This window comes from Acinetobacter sp. 1125_18A (assembly GCF_052824985.1).
Genome location: NZ_VTDG01000001.1, coordinates 482,387 through 502,241 on the forward strand (window position 1 = coordinate 482,387; position 19,855 = coordinate 502,241).

16 protein-coding genes are annotated in these 19,855 nt (G+C 36.0%); 8 read left to right on the forward strand and 8 right to left on the reverse strand.

The genetic code is table 11. The features are described from left to right. Positions 1 to 168: 168 nt before the first annotated feature. Positions 169 to 2,229, reverse strand: coding sequence for a choline transporter (locus FY049_RS02140; RefSeq protein ID WP_327857599.1), 2,061 nt, complete (start codon positions 2,227 to 2,229; stop codon positions 169 to 171). Positions 2,230 to 3,327: 1,098 nt separating this feature from the next. On the opposite strand from FY049_RS02140, the gene FY049_RS02145 reads away from it, so the two are divergent. Further along, complete coding sequence (locus FY049_RS02145; protein ID WP_327857600.1) at positions 3,328 to 3,666, forward strand: hypothetical protein; 339 nt, start codon at positions 3,328 to 3,330, stop codon at positions 3,664 to 3,666. A 127-nt stretch (positions 3,667 to 3,793) separates the two neighbouring features. Here the strand turns inward: FY049_RS02145 and FY049_RS02150 are convergent, their stop codons facing one another. Together FY049_RS02150 and FY049_RS02155 are read right to left on the reverse strand one after the other, a co-directional pair. Beyond that, positions 3,794 to 4,237 (reverse strand): hypothetical protein, encoded by a 444-nt coding sequence (locus FY049_RS02150; RefSeq protein WP_056513373.1) that lies wholly within the window; start codon positions 4,235 to 4,237, stop codon positions 3,794 to 3,796. Between the two features lie 571 nt (positions 4,238 to 4,808). Next, positions 4,809 to 5,390, reverse strand: a complete 582-nt coding sequence (locus tag FY049_RS02155) for a DUF4189 domain-containing protein (protein ID WP_446083077.1) — start codon at positions 5,388 to 5,390, stop codon at positions 4,809 to 4,811. A gap of 446 nt (positions 5,391 to 5,836) precedes the next feature. Here FY049_RS02155 and FY049_RS02160 point away from each other — a divergent pair, with 446 nt between their 5' ends. Together FY049_RS02160 and FY049_RS02165 are read left to right on the forward strand one after the other, a co-directional pair. Next, positions 5,837 to 6,304 carry a hypothetical protein gene (locus tag FY049_RS02160; RefSeq protein ID WP_004717787.1) on the forward strand — a complete coding sequence of 156 codons (468 nt, stop codon included), beginning with the start codon at positions 5,837 to 5,839 and terminating at the stop codon, positions 6,302 to 6,304. Positions 6,305 to 6,566: 262 nt separating this feature from the next. Next, entirely contained in the window at positions 6,567 to 7,013 is a 447-nt protein-coding gene (locus tag FY049_RS02165) for a GNAT family N-acetyltransferase (protein ID WP_224964135.1), read from the forward strand. Positions 7,014 to 7,234: 221 nt separating this feature from the next. Here FY049_RS02165 and FY049_RS02170 read toward each other — a convergent pair whose 3' ends face one another. Both FY049_RS02170 and FY049_RS02175 read right to left on the reverse strand, forming a co-directional pair. After that, positions 7,235 to 7,696, reverse strand: a complete 462-nt coding sequence (locus FY049_RS02170; RefSeq protein WP_224964136.1) for a hypothetical protein — start codon at positions 7,694 to 7,696, stop codon at positions 7,235 to 7,237. Positions 7,697 to 7,860: 164 nt separating this feature from the next. Continuing rightward, entirely contained in the window at positions 7,861 to 9,051 is a 1,191-nt protein-coding gene (locus FY049_RS02175; RefSeq protein ID WP_446083078.1) for a Fic family protein, read from the reverse strand. A 728-nt stretch (positions 9,052 to 9,779) separates the two neighbouring features. Between FY049_RS02175 and FY049_RS02180 the strand changes: the two genes are divergently transcribed. Continuing rightward, positions 9,780 to 10,667: a LysR family transcriptional regulator gene (locus FY049_RS02180; protein WP_446083079.1), complete on the forward strand. Its 888-nt coding sequence runs from the start codon at positions 9,780 to 9,782 to the stop codon at positions 10,665 to 10,667. A gap of 56 nt (positions 10,668 to 10,723) precedes the next feature. Here FY049_RS02180 and FY049_RS02185 read toward each other — a convergent pair whose 3' ends face one another. From FY049_RS02185 to FY049_RS02195, 3 genes are all read right to left on the reverse strand, one after another. Next, complete coding sequence (locus tag FY049_RS02185) at positions 10,724 to 11,986, reverse strand: OprD family outer membrane porin (protein ID WP_327857608.1); 1,263 nt, start codon at positions 11,984 to 11,986, stop codon at positions 10,724 to 10,726. An 87-nt stretch (positions 11,987 to 12,073) separates the two neighbouring features. Next, on the reverse strand, positions 12,074 to 13,420 hold the full coding sequence (locus FY049_RS02190; RefSeq protein ID WP_446083080.1) for an MFS transporter: 1,347 nt from the start codon (positions 13,418 to 13,420) through the stop codon (positions 12,074 to 12,076). A 63-nt stretch (positions 13,421 to 13,483) separates the two neighbouring features. Further along, on the reverse strand, positions 13,484 to 14,467 hold the full coding sequence (locus FY049_RS02195; protein ID WP_224964141.1) for an amidohydrolase family protein: 984 nt from the start codon (positions 14,465 to 14,467) through the stop codon (positions 13,484 to 13,486). A gap of 842 nt (positions 14,468 to 15,309) precedes the next feature. Between FY049_RS02195 and FY049_RS02200 the strand changes: the two genes are divergently transcribed. From FY049_RS02200 to FY049_RS02215, 4 genes are all read left to right on the forward strand, one after another. Next, positions 15,310 to 16,239, forward strand: coding sequence for a LysR family transcriptional regulator (locus FY049_RS02200; RefSeq protein WP_209827609.1), 930 nt, complete (start codon positions 15,310 to 15,312; stop codon positions 16,237 to 16,239). A 279-nt stretch (positions 16,240 to 16,518) separates the two neighbouring features. After that, positions 16,519 to 17,829, forward strand: a complete 1,311-nt coding sequence (gene tcuC / locus FY049_RS02205) for a tricarballylate/proton symporter TcuC (protein WP_446083081.1) — start codon at positions 16,519 to 16,521, stop codon at positions 17,827 to 17,829. Positions 17,830 to 17,917: 88 nt separating this feature from the next. Continuing rightward, complete coding sequence (locus tag FY049_RS02210) at positions 17,918 to 18,712, forward strand: substrate-binding domain-containing protein (protein ID WP_209827610.1); 795 nt, start codon at positions 17,918 to 17,920, stop codon at positions 18,710 to 18,712. Positions 18,713 to 18,846: 134 nt separating this feature from the next. After that, positions 18,847 to 19,776, forward strand: coding sequence for a LysR family transcriptional regulator (locus tag FY049_RS02215; protein ID WP_151956903.1), 930 nt, complete (start codon positions 18,847 to 18,849; stop codon positions 19,774 to 19,776). Positions 19,777 to 19,855: the final 79 nt, after the last annotated feature.

Here is a 19,855-nt window from a genome sequence, read left to right on the forward strand (position 1 = left end):
CAGCTTGACTTGTTCAATTTGTTGCGTGCTCACTTCTTGTTGAATGGTTACTACGACTTTTGGACAATCACTAATAAGAGCTTATAAAAATTATTTAAAAACAGATTTTTATTAAAATAAATCCCCATAAGTTGTGCACAACTCATGGGGATATTTTATGTCAAGCCACTAGTCTTGTGAGTCAGGATACAAAGGACGATTTCCGGGACTAATTCGATTGATATGTAAAAAGGTCATATGACGTTCGTACTTATCTAAAATGTCATTAATCACCTGCTCTTTTGTATATCCGACCAAGTCATTGTCCTGCGAACCTTCGTACAGGAAGGTTTCTAAACGATAGTAATGTTGCATACCGCGTTTACCACGTTCACTAAAGGTCGGCGCGATATAACGCACAGGCCAGATCTGATAAACGAAATTAAACTCTTCTTCGATGTAGATGGTTAAATCAAGATGATACAAGGTATCACTATCTTCCACTTCTCCCTGCGTTACTTCGATACTCATGCCACGTTTAACTAACTCATCCGCAACTGTCTGGACTGCAGGTTTACATACGCTGTCGAGCATACTGAGTGTTTCGCGACTACCAGGATGAAACATGACACGAGACAAACGTTGCTTCCAATTTAGAATATCAACATTCCCTACAACAGGTGCTGCATTTGAGCTACGGCTCGCTTTACGATAATCTTCCAAGCGCAAGGATTTATACAAACCTGCCATCACTAACAACATGACAAAACTGAAAGGCAATCCCATAATGATCGTTGCACTTTGCAAAGCGGCGATCCCATTAGCCATTAGCATGGCTACAGTCAGTAATCCGATTGCAATAGCCCAGAAGATACGCAACCAACGTGGAGCATCATGATCAACACTAGAAAATTTCGTCGTGAAGTTACCAAGTACTAAAGCACCTGAATCTGCCGAAGTAACATAGAAGAGTAAACCTGTAATTGTGGCAATACTTGCAATAAAGGCAAAGCCTGGATACTGCGCAAGTAAGTCATAAAAGCCATGTGCAGGATTGGTCAATACCGTTTGTGCCAATGCGCTGTTACCATCGAAGATCACACTATGTAAGGCGCTATTACCGAAAATAGATAACCAAGTGATAGTGAACAATAATGGAATGATCAAGGTACCGCAGACGAATTCTCGGATCGTACGACCGCGAGAAATTCTCGCCAGAAATAAGCCTACAAATGGAGACCAAGCTACCCACCATGCCCAGAAGAATAAGGTCCAGCTATTCATCCAGTCTTTTGGCCGATCAAAAGCAAAACTTTCCAAAGCTAAACTTGGGAAGCGACTAATATAATCACCAAAGTTTTGTACCAGCGCATTGAGCAGAAATTCGGTATTTCCAAGAAACAATACGAACAGCATCAAACCAATTGCAGCATAGATATTAATTTCAGACAGAACCTTGATGCCTTTATTTACCCCTGCGGTCACCGAAATAATGGTCACAATCACAGCGACTAAAATCAGCGCAATCTGAATCCAGAGCTTCTCTGGGATATCCAACAGCACATGTAGGCCATAATTGATCTGAACTACTGCAATACCACAGGTGGTAGCAATACCAAAGATCGTTCCGATCACAGCAGCAATATCAACAGTATGCCCAATAGGCCCATCAATTCTTTTACCAAAGATTGGATATAGCGCAGAACGAATTGTTAATGGCAAATTATAGCGGTAACTAAAATATCCCAATGCCATACCAACCAAAGCGTACATCCCCCACCCTGTTAAGCCATAGTGGAACAATGTCCAGACCATACCCTGACGTGCAGCTTCATAAGTCTGCCCTTCACCTATGGGAGGGTTCATATAATGCGATAGCGGCTCTGCAACCGAGAAGAACATTAAGTCTGTCCCAATCCCAGCAGCGAACAGCATCGCTGACCAACTCAATAAACTAAACTCAGGTTTCGAGTGCTTTGGACCAAGTTTGATATCGCCATAACGTGAGAAAGCAATAAAAATTACAAAGATTAAATACAATGTTGCAGCTAATAAATAATACCAGCTGAATTTATCACTGACCCAAGCCAGTACCACATTCAGTAAGTGATTGGCAAAGTCGTTAAATAAAATCGTAACAAGTGCAAATGTTAAAATAAGTAGAGCTGAAATATAAAAAACCACACGATTTAAATGGTCTTTATTCGCTAATGTAGCATCATCAACTGCTCTTGGATTATCTGTTGCCATACAATCCTCAGGAAGTTAGAGAAGAAAAAGAAAATATTCATCCACGTCTTTCCATCGCTCAATCAATGAAAATAAATATCTGAATAAAAAATGAAAAACAAAAGTCATTTACTCAAATTAAAATATTCCTGATTTTTCAGTTGTGTGATGTGATGACTGAATTCACTTCGTGATCACTTGCATTACTTTAGGACTAAATTGATCCTGTTTAAGCGCTTTGACTGAATCAAACATAAACAGCAAAATAATGATGGAGTATGATCAACCAGCGAGTATCACTGCGCTTTACCAGTCGAAACTTTCGAGCAACAGCTGTGAGATACAGACCATAGTAATCACCACAGACCAAAAAATGAGTAATCAAATTGCTGAGACACTTTTATTACGTCCTCTTTCGAGGAAAGATTTGCGACCTGAGTATAACAGAACCTATAAAGTCAAAAACAATACGAAACAAATCACAACACCCCATTTACATAAGGTTTGAAAGATAAAATGGAATAAATGAGACCGAGTCACCGAAGATTTTTGCTATTGTTCTAAGATAAATCACAATATTGCTAAAATCTGTATCCAATCACCAGATAAAATTCAGCAGAAAAAAGCGTAGACTAAGCATAGCATCACTTATGATCAGAATACTTCACCCCAAAATAAAACAGATATTCCCTAAAAAAGGGAACTGCCAGCTCAAGTTTGAGCTAATACATATAAATCTTCCCCCCCCTTTTTACATCCCACTTCAATATCTAAGTCAAAGGGTAAAATCAGTAAAGCCTCATGTCGATATTTAATGAAAATTTCGACACGTATGTATAGATATGTTGATAAAACTTATAAAAATCGATATGAGATATTAAATATGTTGATGACATCAGCATAATGCAATTTGAATAAGGCATTTATTTTTAAAGCAATTGCAATACGACTACTCGAATCTTAGCCACTTTCGCCTTCAACTTTTTAAAACTATATTTTGGCTCTTTTATATCTTGATATTGACTCGCCTTATGTGTTAATTCAAAAACAAGATAAAGTTAGAAATTTTCTTTCCAATAAAAAATCTATCATTGAATAAACAAAATAAAGGATCAAAAAATGAAAAAATTCCTACTTCTCACCCTCTTAATTAGTCGTGGAACTTGGGCTGAGTTACCAAAATCCAAATCATCATGTCAAATCCAAGTTCAACAATTAAAATTTGCTCGTTTAGTTGCTCTTAGTAGTCTTTGTGATAAAGATGAAAATTCAACTTACGGAAAAAGCTTAAATGCTTTGTTTTTAAAAAATCAAAAGAAATGTAAGGTTTCCCGTGAACAGATTGACCCTACAGATGAACAGGTAATGAATGCTTATGATGAACTCATTGGTTTACCTATAGAACAGCAAAAAATACGATGCAGAACGGCAGATAAACAGATCAAAGTCCACTTTTAAAAACTTAAGACTTACTCGGTAAAACTATTCCATCATGCCGAATTCTAGAACTGCTTTGGCTAAGATATAGATGTTGAAAGTAAGATTTCAAGTCACCTATATTATGATAATTTTACAGAAATCAGAATTATTGGCATTCTCGTATACTCTTATCCCGACTATTGAAATTCATAATTGAATTTTTTTTACTTAGACAGAAGTAATTTATAAATTCATATTGTCTAAAGGATTTTCCTTTTTTTAGCTCAATACGGATCTGAGTTTCTAAATAATTCGACATAAGCATATCTTTTGAAAGGCAAAAAATATACTTACTATCTTTATTAGACAAATTTTCTAAACTTTGTGCATATATTTTCTTTGATAATTCATCATTGAAACTTCCACTTTCATTTTTAAATGATGTGTCAAACATTGAAAACTCATTAGAATCATAAATTTCTTGGGGTTTTAATGAACAAATGCTCTTATCTTCTAATATTTCATATTGGAAATCAGCTACACGTTTCTCTTTACAACCAATTAATATTATTGATATAAAAAAAACACTTAATAAATTAATATTTTTCATGAGATGATAATTCAGTAAATTAAAGGAATTAATGGAGTCGGAGTAGAATTAGAAACCAGTGTATATCCTGAAGGATTACTTATAATCGGTTGCATTACCTGTCTTATATACTGTGAATTATCAGCTATATGATTTCGCCAAGCTAAACTGAAATTAATCTGATTATATCCTTCAATTCATCCAAAATAATCAGCTACAATATTAGCCTGTTGCTCAGGATTCAATTTTTTAAAATCTGTATCTTTATTTAATTCTTAATCATATGGGTCATAGACAGAATCAGGTAAAGTCCACTCTAATGTTTGTAGCACTAGTCCTCTGCCAATTACATTGATATTAAAGCATAAGAAAGAAACAATACAAAACTTGATCACCCTAGTTCAAAACTTTCTCCATTAACAAAATGATTCCTATACGAAATAGCACCTATTTCCAGTACCAAACTAGAATCATCCATTAAACAAAAACCACCCGAAGGTAGTTTTATTTGTCTTAAAAACTCGCTTCAGCTCGACTCCGTAAACGTCTTCCCAAGCTTTGTATTTCATATTTTAATCGCAAAATAAAATACTTATGGAAGATTAAGCCTACGGCAATCTTCATAAATAATTTTGCATTGAGTCTCAGGAAAGCCATCATAACGACACGCCTCTAAAACTTTTTTTCGTCCTAAAGCTTTTCTACTTCCAGGGACTAACATTGGGACAACATCGCTTACTTCACCCGCCGTTGTTCGTGCTTTATACAATCTATTTGTTCCTTCCGCTTGACCTATAGTCGCGCAATGATTGTCATCATAAGTAAACCAAATTCTGCAATCAGTCCCACCTTTTTTTTCGCAAGCTTGTAATGCTTTCTCTTCTAACTTTCCGCGGAAAATTTTTGCAGTAGCCACACCGATTACACCATTTGTACCCGAAGCCACATAACCTTCTGTGCTTGGTGTCCGATAGCTTGGAGCTGAATATCCCCCACTGCTTCCATAATTCGAAATAGGCGCACAGCCTTGTACACCTTGACCACCGACAGGATAATAGCCCGGAGGACAATTCCCCTCAGCATGCGCAACACCTGACATCGTTAAAGAAAATAGAGTAAGAGAAATTAACGATATAAAAAATTGTATGATCTGCGGTCTATTGTATTTAGCCATAATTTTTCATCCATGCCGTAAATTATTTTGTGAAATATCTATCATTTATAAATTAACTTTTAGTCGTTCTAAATCTTAAAATAATTCATCACTAAACTCAAATTTTGAATTGGCATTACTTATTTTTATTCTGATGATCATGCTCATCACAACTTGATATTTATGAAACATTCTTAATTAAATCAATATATTGATTAATAGACCGAATATAATAAAGTTTATTCAAAACAGCGCTCAATACGAGGATCGCGCCTTCTAAAAAGATCATCAATAGACTATGAGCAGAGGAAAGTTAACACCAAATTATTTTAGTGAGAATGGGCTTTTGACTATCAATAGTTATGCGATATAATCGTGTGAAATATATACCAAATAATAAATTATGATGAATTAATATCTCGCTCTGCTCTGTACGTATAACATTGATTATTTTAGGAGTCTTTTCCATGCCTTTATTCAAATATAGTTGTGTCACCCTCATGGTGCTTAGTATCAGCGCTTGCGCCACCTTGGCCACCAAACCCAATGAAGTCGAAGTGGCTGCACAAAAACTAGTAGGGCAGCCAGCCAGTAATGCATTTAAAATATTTGGCAAACCTGATCATGGTCTAGGTCCATCATCGTATGGTAGTGGTGGCTTCTATGGGTGGAATCGAGTGCAGACTCATGTAACACCAGAAAAAGTTTTCGTGCAGACAGGTGTTGAGTATATTGGCCAAAAGACGACCATGGTTGGAATCGGTGGCGGTGGCGTGGTTGGCCAAATGCCAGTTGGTAGCGAACCTGTATATCGGAAGACTGGATATACAGAAAATCGGACTGTTATCGATTACTTTTGCAATATCACCCTGTACACCGATAAAAAGAACATCATCACCGATGCCATAGTGATCGGTTGTGATAAAAAGAAGTGATAGCGTAGCTTAAAGCCCATAATTTCAAATGAGCTTTAAGCTGGTTTAGTCTAACTTTAACACTTTGTTCTTCACATCATTCAAAGCGCTACACTGATTTTGCTTAGCAACAGTATCAATACCTCAAAGTAAAATATCTTTACTCTGCCCTGATTCTAATTTTTGCGGTAAGGCGATTGATCTATAAAGAAACTATCTAGAATTTCTTATCACGACCATAATTTTAAATTGGTCTATATATTTTGCTATAGTGAATAGCATAATGACTGATATAAATGAACATATGCTTATTCGCCTAGCGACTGAAACTGACACTAAAGACTTAATCGCTATTGACAGTGTTGCCTCACACGATCCGCAGCGAATATTGCAAATCCACAATTGGTGTATGCAAGGTGTCTGCTTTCTTGTTGAAAAAAATGGAAAGGTAATGGGCTACGGCGTTCTAAATTACCATTTTTTCGGATGCGGTTTTATTGAGATGTTGATGGTCGGAGAACCTTATCGTCGTTGTGGTATGGGGCGAGCATTACTGAATGTATTAAAGGCTAACTGCCAACATCCGAAGCTTTTTACCACAACGAATCTATCTAATTTGGCAATGCAGCAATTATTACTAAATTATGGATTTATCGCGAGCGGTCACATAGAAAATCTTGATGATGGTGATCCAGAGTTAGTTTATTTTTATTCTAACCGTCTAATATAATTAATTTTTAGATAAATACGAATGAATCGTAAATACTAAAATAATAAAAGCTTAAATCAAAGATAACGAAAGATTATACAATTGCTTATCACGATTTCAACCTGTAGAGAAGAGAGGTTGAATTTTTAATGTGTTAAAAAAAGTACCTTAAGGTACTTCTTTATAAAAATAAGTAATTAAAAAACTCGTTCAACACCAATCACACTTAAATATGTTCATCATCACTCCCCTACAGGGATTGAATATTTAAGTTGATTATTTTTCTGTTCTAAAGGCATCTGATTTTGCTTAATCATTTTCTGTTGATAATCGCGCTCTGAAATTACCCCTCTATTGCGTGCCTTTTGCAATGATTTTAACTGCTGTTCATTTTCATGTGCATTCAAAGCATAAGTATCGTTATTTTTCAGAAGATATTGAGATCTTTCAAATGGACTCATATTAGAAGTATTTGCCCGACTTTCATACATTTTTGCGACATTTACCTCACGTTGAGCGATACGATCTTGCTCTTGTTGCTTTGACAACTCAAAAAAATCAACATGTTCACTATTGTTATTCTCATATTGAGGTTCTTCATTTTGTAAAAATACATAGGATTGAGGCTTTTTCGACCAATCTTCAGCGCTATACACAGAACCAGCAATTACAGGACTGATCAGCAACATTAATATTTTTTTCATCAAGTATACTCAACTCAAAATAGTGAAAGTCATCGCTACGTATCATACCTTATTTATAATGTGCGTGATTTTCAAATTGTACTTGTAGATGTCCATGATAGATATTTAGGCATGAAAAAGCGCTGAAATTGTTGATACAAAAAATTAAAGGATTCACTTATTAATCAATTTCCCATAACGATCAATCCATCCTGCTCAGATAAAAATTTTAATTCAACAAGCTTATCAATATCTCTATAAAATGTTCTTTCGGTTTTTCTATCATATAAAATCTGGATTTGTGGAATACGATAAAGTTCTGCTTTTGACAAAAATTTATTACTTTCACTCATCACTCGCATCACATTATGAATAAGATTGAATTGTCTATCTGAAATTTCCTTCCTAAATTTAGCGTTATTTAAAGCTGTTTGGTAAAGCAAATATCCGATTAATTTATTACTTTCATCATGAAGATATTCAATTGTTTCAAACATACCATTCAATATAAATTCAATAAATGGTTGATTAGGTTTATCTTCCTTTTTATCAGCTAGTTTTCTACACTGATTGAATAAAGCAAAATATTCATGGATATTCGTTTGATAATACTTCCAAATAGCAGATGAACTAAACCGATATCCTGACTGCTCAAGAATAAACATTTCAATCAGACGCCCAGTACGTCCATTACCATCCCAAAATGGGTGAATTAGCTCAAAATAATAATGTGCTAGCCCTGCTCTAATTATCGCTGGTTGATTAATTACGTTTGGACTATTTAACCATTCTATCCACGCCTGAATAAGATATTCAATATCCTCTATGCACTTGGGTGGTCGATAGGTTCCCCCATGAGAATCATTACCAACTATTGTTTTTTGAGTTGGCTGGTTATTTCGTAACTGCCCTGCTGGATTATGTTGCTCTTCTAAATTCTGAGATACTAGTGTATGTAATTGAAACATCGTAGAAAGTTCAAAAGGCTTACCTTCTACAGGCTTTAACTGTTTAGAACTGGATTTTTTTATCCATTCAATAGATTCTTTTAAATTTGTCAGTCTTCGCTCTTCTGACTTTTGAATAGTCTTAGGGTCCTGTTTTAATATGTTTGCAGTTTCTTGTTCTGTAAATTGCCCTCCCTCAATAGTATTGGTACTGTAAATACTGCTTGCTAATACCTTATCCTGCACTTGGTCAATAATTAAGGGTAAACTTGGGGTTTTGTTAAAGCGCTTTTGTGAATCATTGACACGATTGAGCATCGCTTGGACTTGAGTATGTTCAAAACCCAATTGAAAAGTAAAAAAGCCTGATTTATATGTCATGACTTTTAACGTCGTTTCATCTATCCATGTTTTACTTTGTTCAGGCATATTTTGTCAGAAAAAATGTCAAAGAAAATGTCAAATCATTATTATTGTATTTCAGTTATTTAGTCAATTTTTTAATAAAAAATATCAAAAAAATGTCAAAGAAAGTGTCAGAAAAAATGTCAAAAAGAAGCATTTTAACTAAAACATATAAATATCATAAACTTAGTCATATTGAGAAATTCTCTAAAATAGCAAGTATAGACAATCAGCTAAAGATGGTTTTACTAAATTTAACTCAAAATAAATTGTACTGGTAATACTTCCATTTTTTAATGTGTTGAAACAGATCATGGAATATTTATTTAGCCTTCTTGCTAATTTATTGAATGTTATTTGTTGCGCAATTCACTTTTTGCTTTACAGACTGAATATTCAATGAAAAAACTATTGTGCTGCTCGGCACAGAAGTGTTTTCATTTAGTTTTAAAAGAATCATATTTTTCTATGACATATTTAGCCATAACACTTTTTTATTCAATTTTATTTACAGTTTCTGAATTAAATTTATATTTTTCAAAATATTAATTTTCCTCATACATATCCTAACTACTGCTATAATAACCATTGTAAGTCAAATCGCTATTTTTAAATTTTAATAAAAATGGGATTTTTGAAAAAAAATAAAAGTTAACAACACCTCAAATTTAATTTTAAAAAGCATCAATTATATTTTGGACAAAGGTGTGCTATGCAAAAATTAAATTGATTTATGCTACGGAAAGCAAATTATGCAAGATGAAATTAGTGATTTAGATTTCTTTATAACATTAGCCTCATCAAAATCAATGACGCGTGCTTCCATTGAAATGGATATTCCCCTACCAACAGTAAGTAGAAAGTTAGCAAAACTTGAATATTTTTATGGTAAGAGGCTTATTAACAGATCTGCTAGACAATTTGATTTAACAGAGGCTGGTAAATTATTATTAGATCGTAGTATTTACATATCATCTTTAATGAAACAAGTTCATGACGAAGTTTCTCAAAATGTGAATTCTTTTGCAGGTAAATTACGTATTGGTAGCTTAAATTATCTTGGGCGTAGTAAGTTAGGTGATCTAGTAGCAAAATTCAGCGTACCGCATCCAAATCTAGAAATCGAACTCATTCTTTCTGACTCGAAAATGGATCTTGTGGAAAATGAACTCGATATCCTTTTTCAACTCGAACAACCCAATAATGTAATCTACAATTCAGAAGTTTTACTCGACACTAGACGTATATTCTGTGCATCACCCAAATATTTTAATAAATTTGGCTACCCTACACATCCCTTAGACTTACTCAATCATCGCCGCATTTGCCTAATAAGAAATCGTCACATATATCAAGATTGGAAATACAGCATAAATGACGAAATATTTGAAGTTCATGTACACCCTTATTTAAAGAGTAATAATGCTGAAGTTACACACCAATGGATGATTCAAGGATTTGGTATTGGATATCGTTTATATCACGAGGTCAAACAAGAGTTAGAAGATGGTATATTAATTGAGTGTTTTAAAGACAATCATTCATCTGAATTATCACTTTACATGGTGTATTCAAAATTAAAAAAGAGAGAGGTTGTCAAAGATTTTATTAACTTTACCAAAGACAATATTAATTACTGAATTTTCTTGGAATGTTATAAGCTAATCCACCGATAACATTCCATTTATTTTATGCTTTAAAATTTCCACGTGTAATCAACATTGACCCTCGTCTCATTGGCGGGTCTGAATACGATTCTCTCATTAGGTAAATCATTACGATAACGCGTATAGCGAGCACGGATACCAACACCCTTGAGGATTCCACGAGGTATGCGATAATTTAGATCAAAATCGTAAGAGTCTTCTTCAAATAACTCCCCCTTTAACCGAGGAATTTCAATATCAGTTCCATGACTATATCTCGCCATAAATTTTAAGCCACTTAAAGCAGTATCTTTAAAATCATAATCATATCGAACACTGATAACTTTTTCATTTTGATTGGTGAAATCAGCACTTATACTATCCATAAATACTGCGGGTTCAGCATAACCTAATGTTGGCATTGCGGTATCGCCTAAAGAGTGCATATATCCTAAACTCAAGGTATGAGTATGAATATTTAAACCTACAATCCCACTTAAATGTTGATTGTCTATTTTCCCTGCTAATTCTTTTCCAGCATCTTCACTGAGAAACGCTCTAAAATCGCCAAGAACATGACCGATTCCGACATCATGTTTAGTTTTGACACCAATAAAATTTTGAGAATATACATCATGCAAATTTGCGTGATATAGATCTGCTTTAAAGCCTTCACTAAATTGATATTCAGCACCAAGCATATATAAGCCTGAAGACTCAGCAGCTGTTTTAAATCGCCCATTGATATTTCCTATACGAATTTTTTCATAGTTCGTAGAGTCCCTATGATTGACTCGATCGACATATAATCCATGAAGCTTAAGATCTTTTACTTGATTAAACTGCAAGTGTGCACCGCGGTAATTCTGTTGGAATAATCGTGCAGGGCTTGAAAAAATTACTGGGAACATCGGCGAAAGTGTCCCGATATGAACTGTCGAATCACTTACCTTGGTTTTCAGGGTCCAGCGCAACTCTCCTGTCTGATCAGGACGCTCATTGTTTCTATCTACAGGCAATAAACCTGAAGCAGCATAATCTTTGTTATTTCCCATAAGATTAAAACCTGCTAAAGCAAGAACATCCAAACCAAATCCTACATTTCCACTGGTATATCCAGATTTAGCATTTAGGATAAAACCTTGAGCCCAATCTCTTGCTGCAGGATATGGAACATTATTTATGTAATCTCTATCAAAGTAATAATTTTTTGTCGTTAACGATATTTTACTATCTTTGATAAATTCAGCATTTGTAATTGTGGGCAGCGTAGTCGTGAGGCCGACTAATCCAAGAAAAAATATATTCTTCATGATATGTACCTATTTTTACTTAAATCTTTAAGGTGTAAAAATCCTGACTACCTAAAAATAATTGAGGTAGTCGTTATTGTTTTTTATTTAAACTTTTGAAGTTTGAGGAATTGTCACTTTAGAAGTTGAATAACGCCCTTTTAAATAAAGCGCTAGCGCCGAAATTAAAATAGGCAATGCAAGTACGAAGAAAATGCCGCTCATACCGAGATTAAATGTGAAAATATAAGCGCCAAAAAATGCCCCGAAAATAGCGCCAAAACGGCCTAATCCGTGCATCCATGAAACACCAACTCCACGGCATTCTGCAGGATAAAATATCGCAGCTAAAGATGGCAATGAGGATTGTGCGCCAACCAAACCAGCGCCTGCTAAGAAAATAAACAATACGAGTAAATAAATATTTTGTGTAAGAAATCCTGTTATGACGAATAATACGGCTGATATAAAATATGCAAAAGTGATGGTTTTATTCACGTCATATTTACTCATAAACCAACCAATGAGAATTGTTCCTGCAACACCACCAAATGGGAAAACTGCTGTGACTAAACTAAACTGTTCTGGTGTAAATCCTGATTCCTTAAGAAGCGTGGGCATCCAACTTGTAAGTACATAAAATACCAATAAACTCATAAAGCAGCAGAGCCACATCATTGCAGAGGGTACAATAAACTTGCCGACGACAAGACCAACGGGATTGGTATTTTTTTCATTTAATTCAGCATCTAGAGGTGTAACAGGAACTAATTTTGCATCGATAAATTTACCCTGTATATTTTTTACAATTTCTAATGCTTCGACTTGTCCTTGTTTTTTAATCAAAAAATGTAGCGATTCTTTTAAAAGAAAAACTGATACAACAGCAACCACTACAGGAATAGCTCCGCCTATATAGAGAACCATTCTCCAACCATGATTTGATAGAAGTCCTGCTGATAAAACACCGCCAATCGTAATACCAAGCGATAGTGCACAAAATAATAAATTCACCATCCATGCACGGCGATGCGCTGGCATATATTCAGATACGAGTGTTGCAGCATTTGGCATTGCAGCACCAAGCCCTAATCCCGTTAGGAATCGATATATCACCATTTCAGTCGTATTATTTGAAGTACCTGTCAGGATTGTTAAAACACCAAAAATAAATGCAGAACCGATAATGACCCATTTTCGTCCAATCTTATCTGCTAATATTCCTGCAAATATTGCTCCAATCGCCATTCCTATTAAGGCAACACTCATCACTGGGCGTAGATCATTTTTAGTGATCCCCCAATCATCTAACAATGCAGGAGCGATAAACCCGACTACCCCTGTATCAATCCCATCTGCTAAAATCACTAAAAAACAAAGTATAAATATTATCCACTGCTGCAGAGATAATTTTCTAGTATCAACGGCTTGCTGTATATCTAATATTATTTTCATCATAAAATCCTTTTACTGCATTAAAAATACCAATAACAATCATTGTTATTGGCTTGAGCTACTTTAAATGCTTAACTTGAATAATTTGTGTGCATTATGACGGCCTATTTTTTCTCGATCATTCTCACCAATTTCGGCATGATCAAACCAATGCGTCGCTTCTTCCATGTCTTCAAATGGATAATCACTTGAGAATAAAACACGATCAGATCCAATTTCATCAATTGCATTTTTCATGGTAATTGTTCGGAAGTTACCGCTTGTTGTTAAATAAAAATTCTTACGGAAATAATCAATAAATGGTTTTTCTGCTTTTACACCGAGTGGATTACGACCATTCGCTGAAGCCCAATGCGATGTACGCCAAATATTATTTTGAATCAATTCACCTAGGTGTCCTAAAATAATATTAATATTTGGGTATTTATCAAATAAACCTGAACCAATTAAACGTAGCGCATGTACACCTGTTTCAACTGAGAATGACCATGCAGGACCCATTAACCAAGGATGATCTTTGATACCCAATTGCTGACTTAAAAGTGGATTACGCGGATGTAAATAGAATGGTACATCGAGTTTAGCAAGCTCAGCCCAAAAATCTAAATACTCCTCAGCATCATAATATTTGGCTGTTTCATCGTTATTTAAATTTGAGAAACCATTTACTAAAGCACCCGCAAAACCGAGTTCTGTTATGCAGCGATTGAGTTCTTTTGTCGCTGCTTCTGGGTCTTGTAATGGTAAGGCAGCAAAAGCCCCAAAGCGATCGGGATGTTTAGCGATTAATTCCGCTAAGGTGTCGTTTGCAATTTTTGCAACTTCAACAGCTCTTTTGGGATCTGGTATCGCTTGAATCGCTGGTGCATTTAAAGAAATGATTGAGTATTCAATACCCGTTTCATCCATGCGGCGTAAACGTTCTCCGGTTATATCTAGTAATTGACTCCGCTTAATTCTCCAAACATCTGGTACAAAGAATCGTTCTGAATCACCAAGCGTCTCTTGAATTGCAAAATGTTCTTCTAAAGCAATCTTCCCTTTCATCTACGACTCCATAATTTATAAAGGTATAGATGTAGATTAGATGGATCAAAAGAATACGAGAATATTAATTATGGAAACTTAACTTTCATTTTACGAAAGCTAAATTATTTTGATCGACTTGGACATCGCTTGTAAATATTAATTAAGCGATATGCAAAATGGATTCATGGTGATAAAAATAGGATAGAGATGGCAAAACTAAATACAGGCACTTAATAAGTGCTTTTTTTATATTTATAAGAATGTGGCGCAAAAAAGTGGTGTATGTGGCATTAAAAAAGCCCTGAAACTGTTAAATTTCAAGGCTTTATTAAGTTTCATGATACATCGTATAACTAAGTGACAGATCATGATTTACAAATTTGGTGGAGATGGCGTCAGTTGAACTAGATTAACAACTTATTGTTTTATTTAAATTTTATTTATATAAAAATCAAATTTACCCAAACTTGACCCATAAGCTTTTTGTACATTTTTTAAAGAGTTAAAAACTCTAACTGTAAAAGAGTTAAAGGGACTACATGCATATCGTTAAATTCTAAGTGTGAGTACAAATTCTTTATGAGCAATTGGACTACTCTATTGTGATTTGCATGTAGCGTGAAATCAACGGCCCTGTTATCTAGTCCATTCTCTCCAGTAAAGTTTGGCCTGTGTAATAAACACTTGTATGATTACTCTACGGAGTATTTTTGCTAAAACACTAATATTTTAAAAAATATCATTTAGTAAATTTTCAACATCACTTAAACATTTTTCTAGCAACACTGATAACATCTACTATATTGATTACTTTGATTTATATAACCATCTAAGGCATAGGACGTAAAGAATACATTGTAATGGAAATCAAGCAAATAAAGTATTTTCTGGCTGTCGTTGAAGCCGGCAGCATAGGTAAAGCAGCTCAGAAACTTGATGTCGGTGCTTCCGCAATTAGCCAACAAATTAGTAAGCTCGAACAGGAATTAAGTATTCGCCTATTACAGCGTAATGCCTTTGGGGTCACGCCTACTCCGGCTGGCCTTGCATTTCTAAAGCACTCTCAACTTATTTTGCGTCAAATAAACTTTGCTGTTGACGCCGCTCATTCAGCTCGACTTTCAGGCCATGTTAGTTTAGGTTTTCCACCAACTATTACTGCTTTGATTGGTATACCTTTGATGAAATTAATGTCTGAACGTTATCCAGACATTCGTCTGGAAATTGTGGAAACACTTTCAGGGAACCTAATTCAGTCGATTAATTCCCGCCAACTTGATATCGCTATAATTTTTACCAACGAAGTTGATAAACAATGGGCAATACAGCCCTTGGTACGTGAGCAAATGTATTTAATGGCACGTAAAGAAGTATTCGAAAAAAATGGCCTTTCTGAATGCATTACTAACGGCATAATCCAATCCCAACAAATTGGTAACATTCCGTTGGTACTACCTCGTCAACGTCACAGTTTAAGAAAATTCCTTGAGCACAAGATTGGACAGCTCAATGTCGTCTATGAAATTGATGGCTTACATTTGCTTATGGATAGTCTTATTCACCTTGACCTTGCAAGTATTCGTCCTGGAAGCGCCTGTCTACAAGAGTATAAGTACAAGATAAAATTACTGAAATTGATTGATCCTGAAGTTGAACGAATCAATTACTTGGTCAGTCTTGCTGAAGAAGAATTATCACCTGCTGCACTCGCCGCCAAAGCCGCAATTAAAGCTTGTGTCAAAGAGTTGATCCAAAATCAAATTTGGCCATGTTCAGAGATTATTTTATAAAGGGTCATTAATTTTATTAAATACCTCATTAATTTTGCCCTATCACTCCTTATCCATTTTTAGGATTACATTTCTTTTCGAATGATAAGTGGATTTCTGTTTATCAAAATATTGACGTGTAGTTTGAACTGGAAACAAGGCAACACATTTTCTACAAAGGATAGCTCAATATCTCACCTCTAACCTATTTAATATTAGGGTCTATGGGGTTAGATCAATTTACATCCAAAAATTGAAAATTGTGAACGTTTCCATTTTATCAGGCCAAGGAGGTCTTTAATGGATGTCGCAAATAATCGCACAGCTACTTTTAAAAAAATATTAAATGTAACCAGTGGTAATTTTTTAGAACAATATGATTTTTTTCTTTTTGGCTTCTACGCTACTTATATTGCAGCAAAATTTTTCCACTCTGAGAACGAATATGTATCTTTAATGATGACATTTACCGTGTTTGCAGCGGGTTTTCTAATGCGACCTCTTGGCGCTATTTTCTTAGGTGCCTATGTTGATAGAGTCGGACGACGTAAAGGTCTCATTGTGACTTTAAGCCTAATGGCAATTGGCACCATACTGATTACTTTTGTGCCAGGCTATGAAACTATTGGTATTATTGCACCAATTTTAGTGGTAATTGGGCGTCTGTTACAAGGTTTCTCGGCGGGTGTTGAATCTGGCGGTGTATCGATTTATCTGGCTGAAATTGCAACTGATAAAAATCGTGGATTTATTACCAGTTGGCAGTCTGGTAGCCAACAAATTGCGGTTGTATTCGCAGCATTACTGGGTTATTGGCTAAATACCATCTTAACTACGGCTCAAGTGGGTGAATGGGGCTGGCGTATTCCATTCTTAATTGGTTGTTTGATTATTCCTTTAATCTTCTTGTTCCGTCGTACTTTAGAGGAAACTGAAGACTTTAAAGCGCAAAAGACTCATCCCTCTTCAAAAGAAATTTTCAGCACATTGGCAAGCAATTGGCGCATTGTACTTGCAGGCATGATGATGAGTGCAATGACCACAACCACTTTCTATTTTATTACTGTTTACACCACTGTATATGCAAAACGTACTTTAGAAATGTCAGTAACCGATAGCCTACTAGCAACCGTATTTGTAGGCCTATCAAATTTCTTCTGGTTACCTATGGGTGGCTTACTATCCGACAAAATTGGTCGTCGTCCAGTTTTAGTTGGTATTTCTTCACTTGCAATCTTGACCACTTATCCGGTTCTAAGTTGGTTGGTCAGTGACATAAGCTTTTCGAATCTTCTCATTACGCTTGCTTACTTTTCGTTCTTCTTTGGTATGTACAACGGCACCATGGTCGCAACACTTGCAGAAGTAATGCCAAAACGTGTTCGTACTGTGGGCTTCTCATTAGCGTTTAGTCTTGCAGCTGCTATTTTTGGTGGGATGACCCCAATGGCCTGTACCTTCCTGGTCGAAAATACAGGTAACGCAAGTACCCCAGCTTTCTGGCTCATGCTCGCTGCAGTATGTAGCCTGATCGCCAGCTTGTATCTATGTCGTGGGTCTCAACAGAAGAATACTGACACGATTGCTGAACCTGCAAAGGTTATTTCTTAAAACAACGACTTAACCTGAAAACTTAATGAACAGTACGGCAGCCTACAAATCTTCGTACTGTTGTTTTTTGTATTTAAAGTGAGGCACTATGAAAAAGTCCCCTATATTGATGACCATTTGTCTGGCTGGCGCAGGCTTAGGTTCAACTCTTACTAACGCAGACACCCTCGAAGTCATTAGCTCAGGCGGTTTCTATTCATCTATGGAAAAACTCATTCCAATATTTGAAAAGCAAACTGGCCATACAGTGCACCTCTCGTCTGGTTCATCAATGGGTGCATCACCGACTGCAATCCCAAACCGTCTTGACCGTGGTGAACGTTTTGATGTGGTGGTCTTGGCTGCCCCTGAACTAAACAAGCTCGCAGAAAAGGGATATGTAGGCCCAAATTCACAAAGTGCTTTAGTGAATTCAAGCATTGGTATGGCTGTGCCTAAAGGTGCACCAAAGCCAGATATTAGTTCTGCGGAAAAATTTGAAAAAGTTTTACTCAATGCCAAGCATATCGGCTATTCAGCAAGTGCAAGCGGCACACATCTTGAAAAAGATATTTTTCCAAGCTTCCCGCATGTCGAGTACAAAGTGATTGCGGCTAAAGCAGAAAAAGTGGTTGGGGACCGCGTTGCTAAACGTATTGCTGAAGGACAGTTTGATATTGGGTTCCAGCAAATCAGCGAAATCAAACCTTTTACTGGTAAATATGGTCAAGTTGATTTAGTCGGCCCAATTCCTGCGCCATATCAAAAAGTCACCGTGTTTGCAGCAGGTATTGGTAAAAACTCTGAACATGAAAAAGTCGCAAAAGAACTCATCAAATTTGTGAAATCACCACAAGCCACACAAATTATTGAACAACAGGGTCTTGAGCAGGTTAAACAATAAAAGTGCTAAAAGGCAACGTCTTTAGCTGATGTTGCCTTTACACTTTTTTTAGGGGTACTCAGTTCAACAGAACAAAATGTATATAGTGATAAAGCAGTGTAGAATAATAAATAAAGGTCAATTTAGTATTTGCCGTGGAACTTAAACAACTCAAGTATTTTATTGCAGTGATTGAGTCAGGGAGCTTGGGTAAAGCTGCCAAAAATCTCGATATTGGAACGTCTGCATTAAGTCAGCAAATTTCAAAATTAGAAAGCGAGCTTTCTATTCGCTTGTTACAACGCACCGCTTTAGGTACAGTTCCCACCCCTGCGGGTTTAGCCTTTTTTCAACAAGTTCAACTTGCACTTAGGCACTTAGACCATGCTGTAGATTCTGCACATTCTTCGCGTTTAAGTGGTCATGTCACCGTCGGTTTCTCACCAAGTGTCGCAGCAGTTATTGGTACGCACTTTTTAAAACTCATGAGAAATCGATACCCTGACATTAAAGTCCGTTTGATTGAAGGCTTATCGGGTGATCTCAAGGCCTTAGTCAATACTAGACAGCTCGATGTAGCCATCATATTTAGCGATGATGTCGACCCTCAGTGGGCCCTACAGCCATTGGTGAAAGAACAGATGTTTTTAATCTCACCCAAAGAAGTGCTCAGTCAATATCAACTTGAAAGCTGTATTGATACTCAAACTATTACTCATCCACAGCTTAAAGAACTCCCCCTGATTTTACCAAGTCAACGACATGGGCTGCGCTTGTTGCTCGAACAGACAATTCATCAACTTAAAGTAGCCTATGAAATTGATGGACTGCATTTGTTAATGCAAAGTATTAGCCAACTTGAGATGGCAACCATTCAACCTGCGGGAGCATCGTTAAATTCGCGACAAGAGCTATGTTTATTACGCATTGTAGAACCTACTATTGAACGAATTAACTATTTAATTAGTCTCTCTGAAGAAGAGCTCTCGCCTGCAACCTTAGCCACGAAAGTGGTGGTTCGTGCCTGTGTGACCAACATAATGAAAGAAAAACGTTGGCCTGGTGCGCAATTCATAAACACTTAAGCTATTAGTATTTAATTTTACTAAACACCCATTCAAGGTTTGCCTCTCACTTCATCTTCTCTTTTAACGCTACATTAGC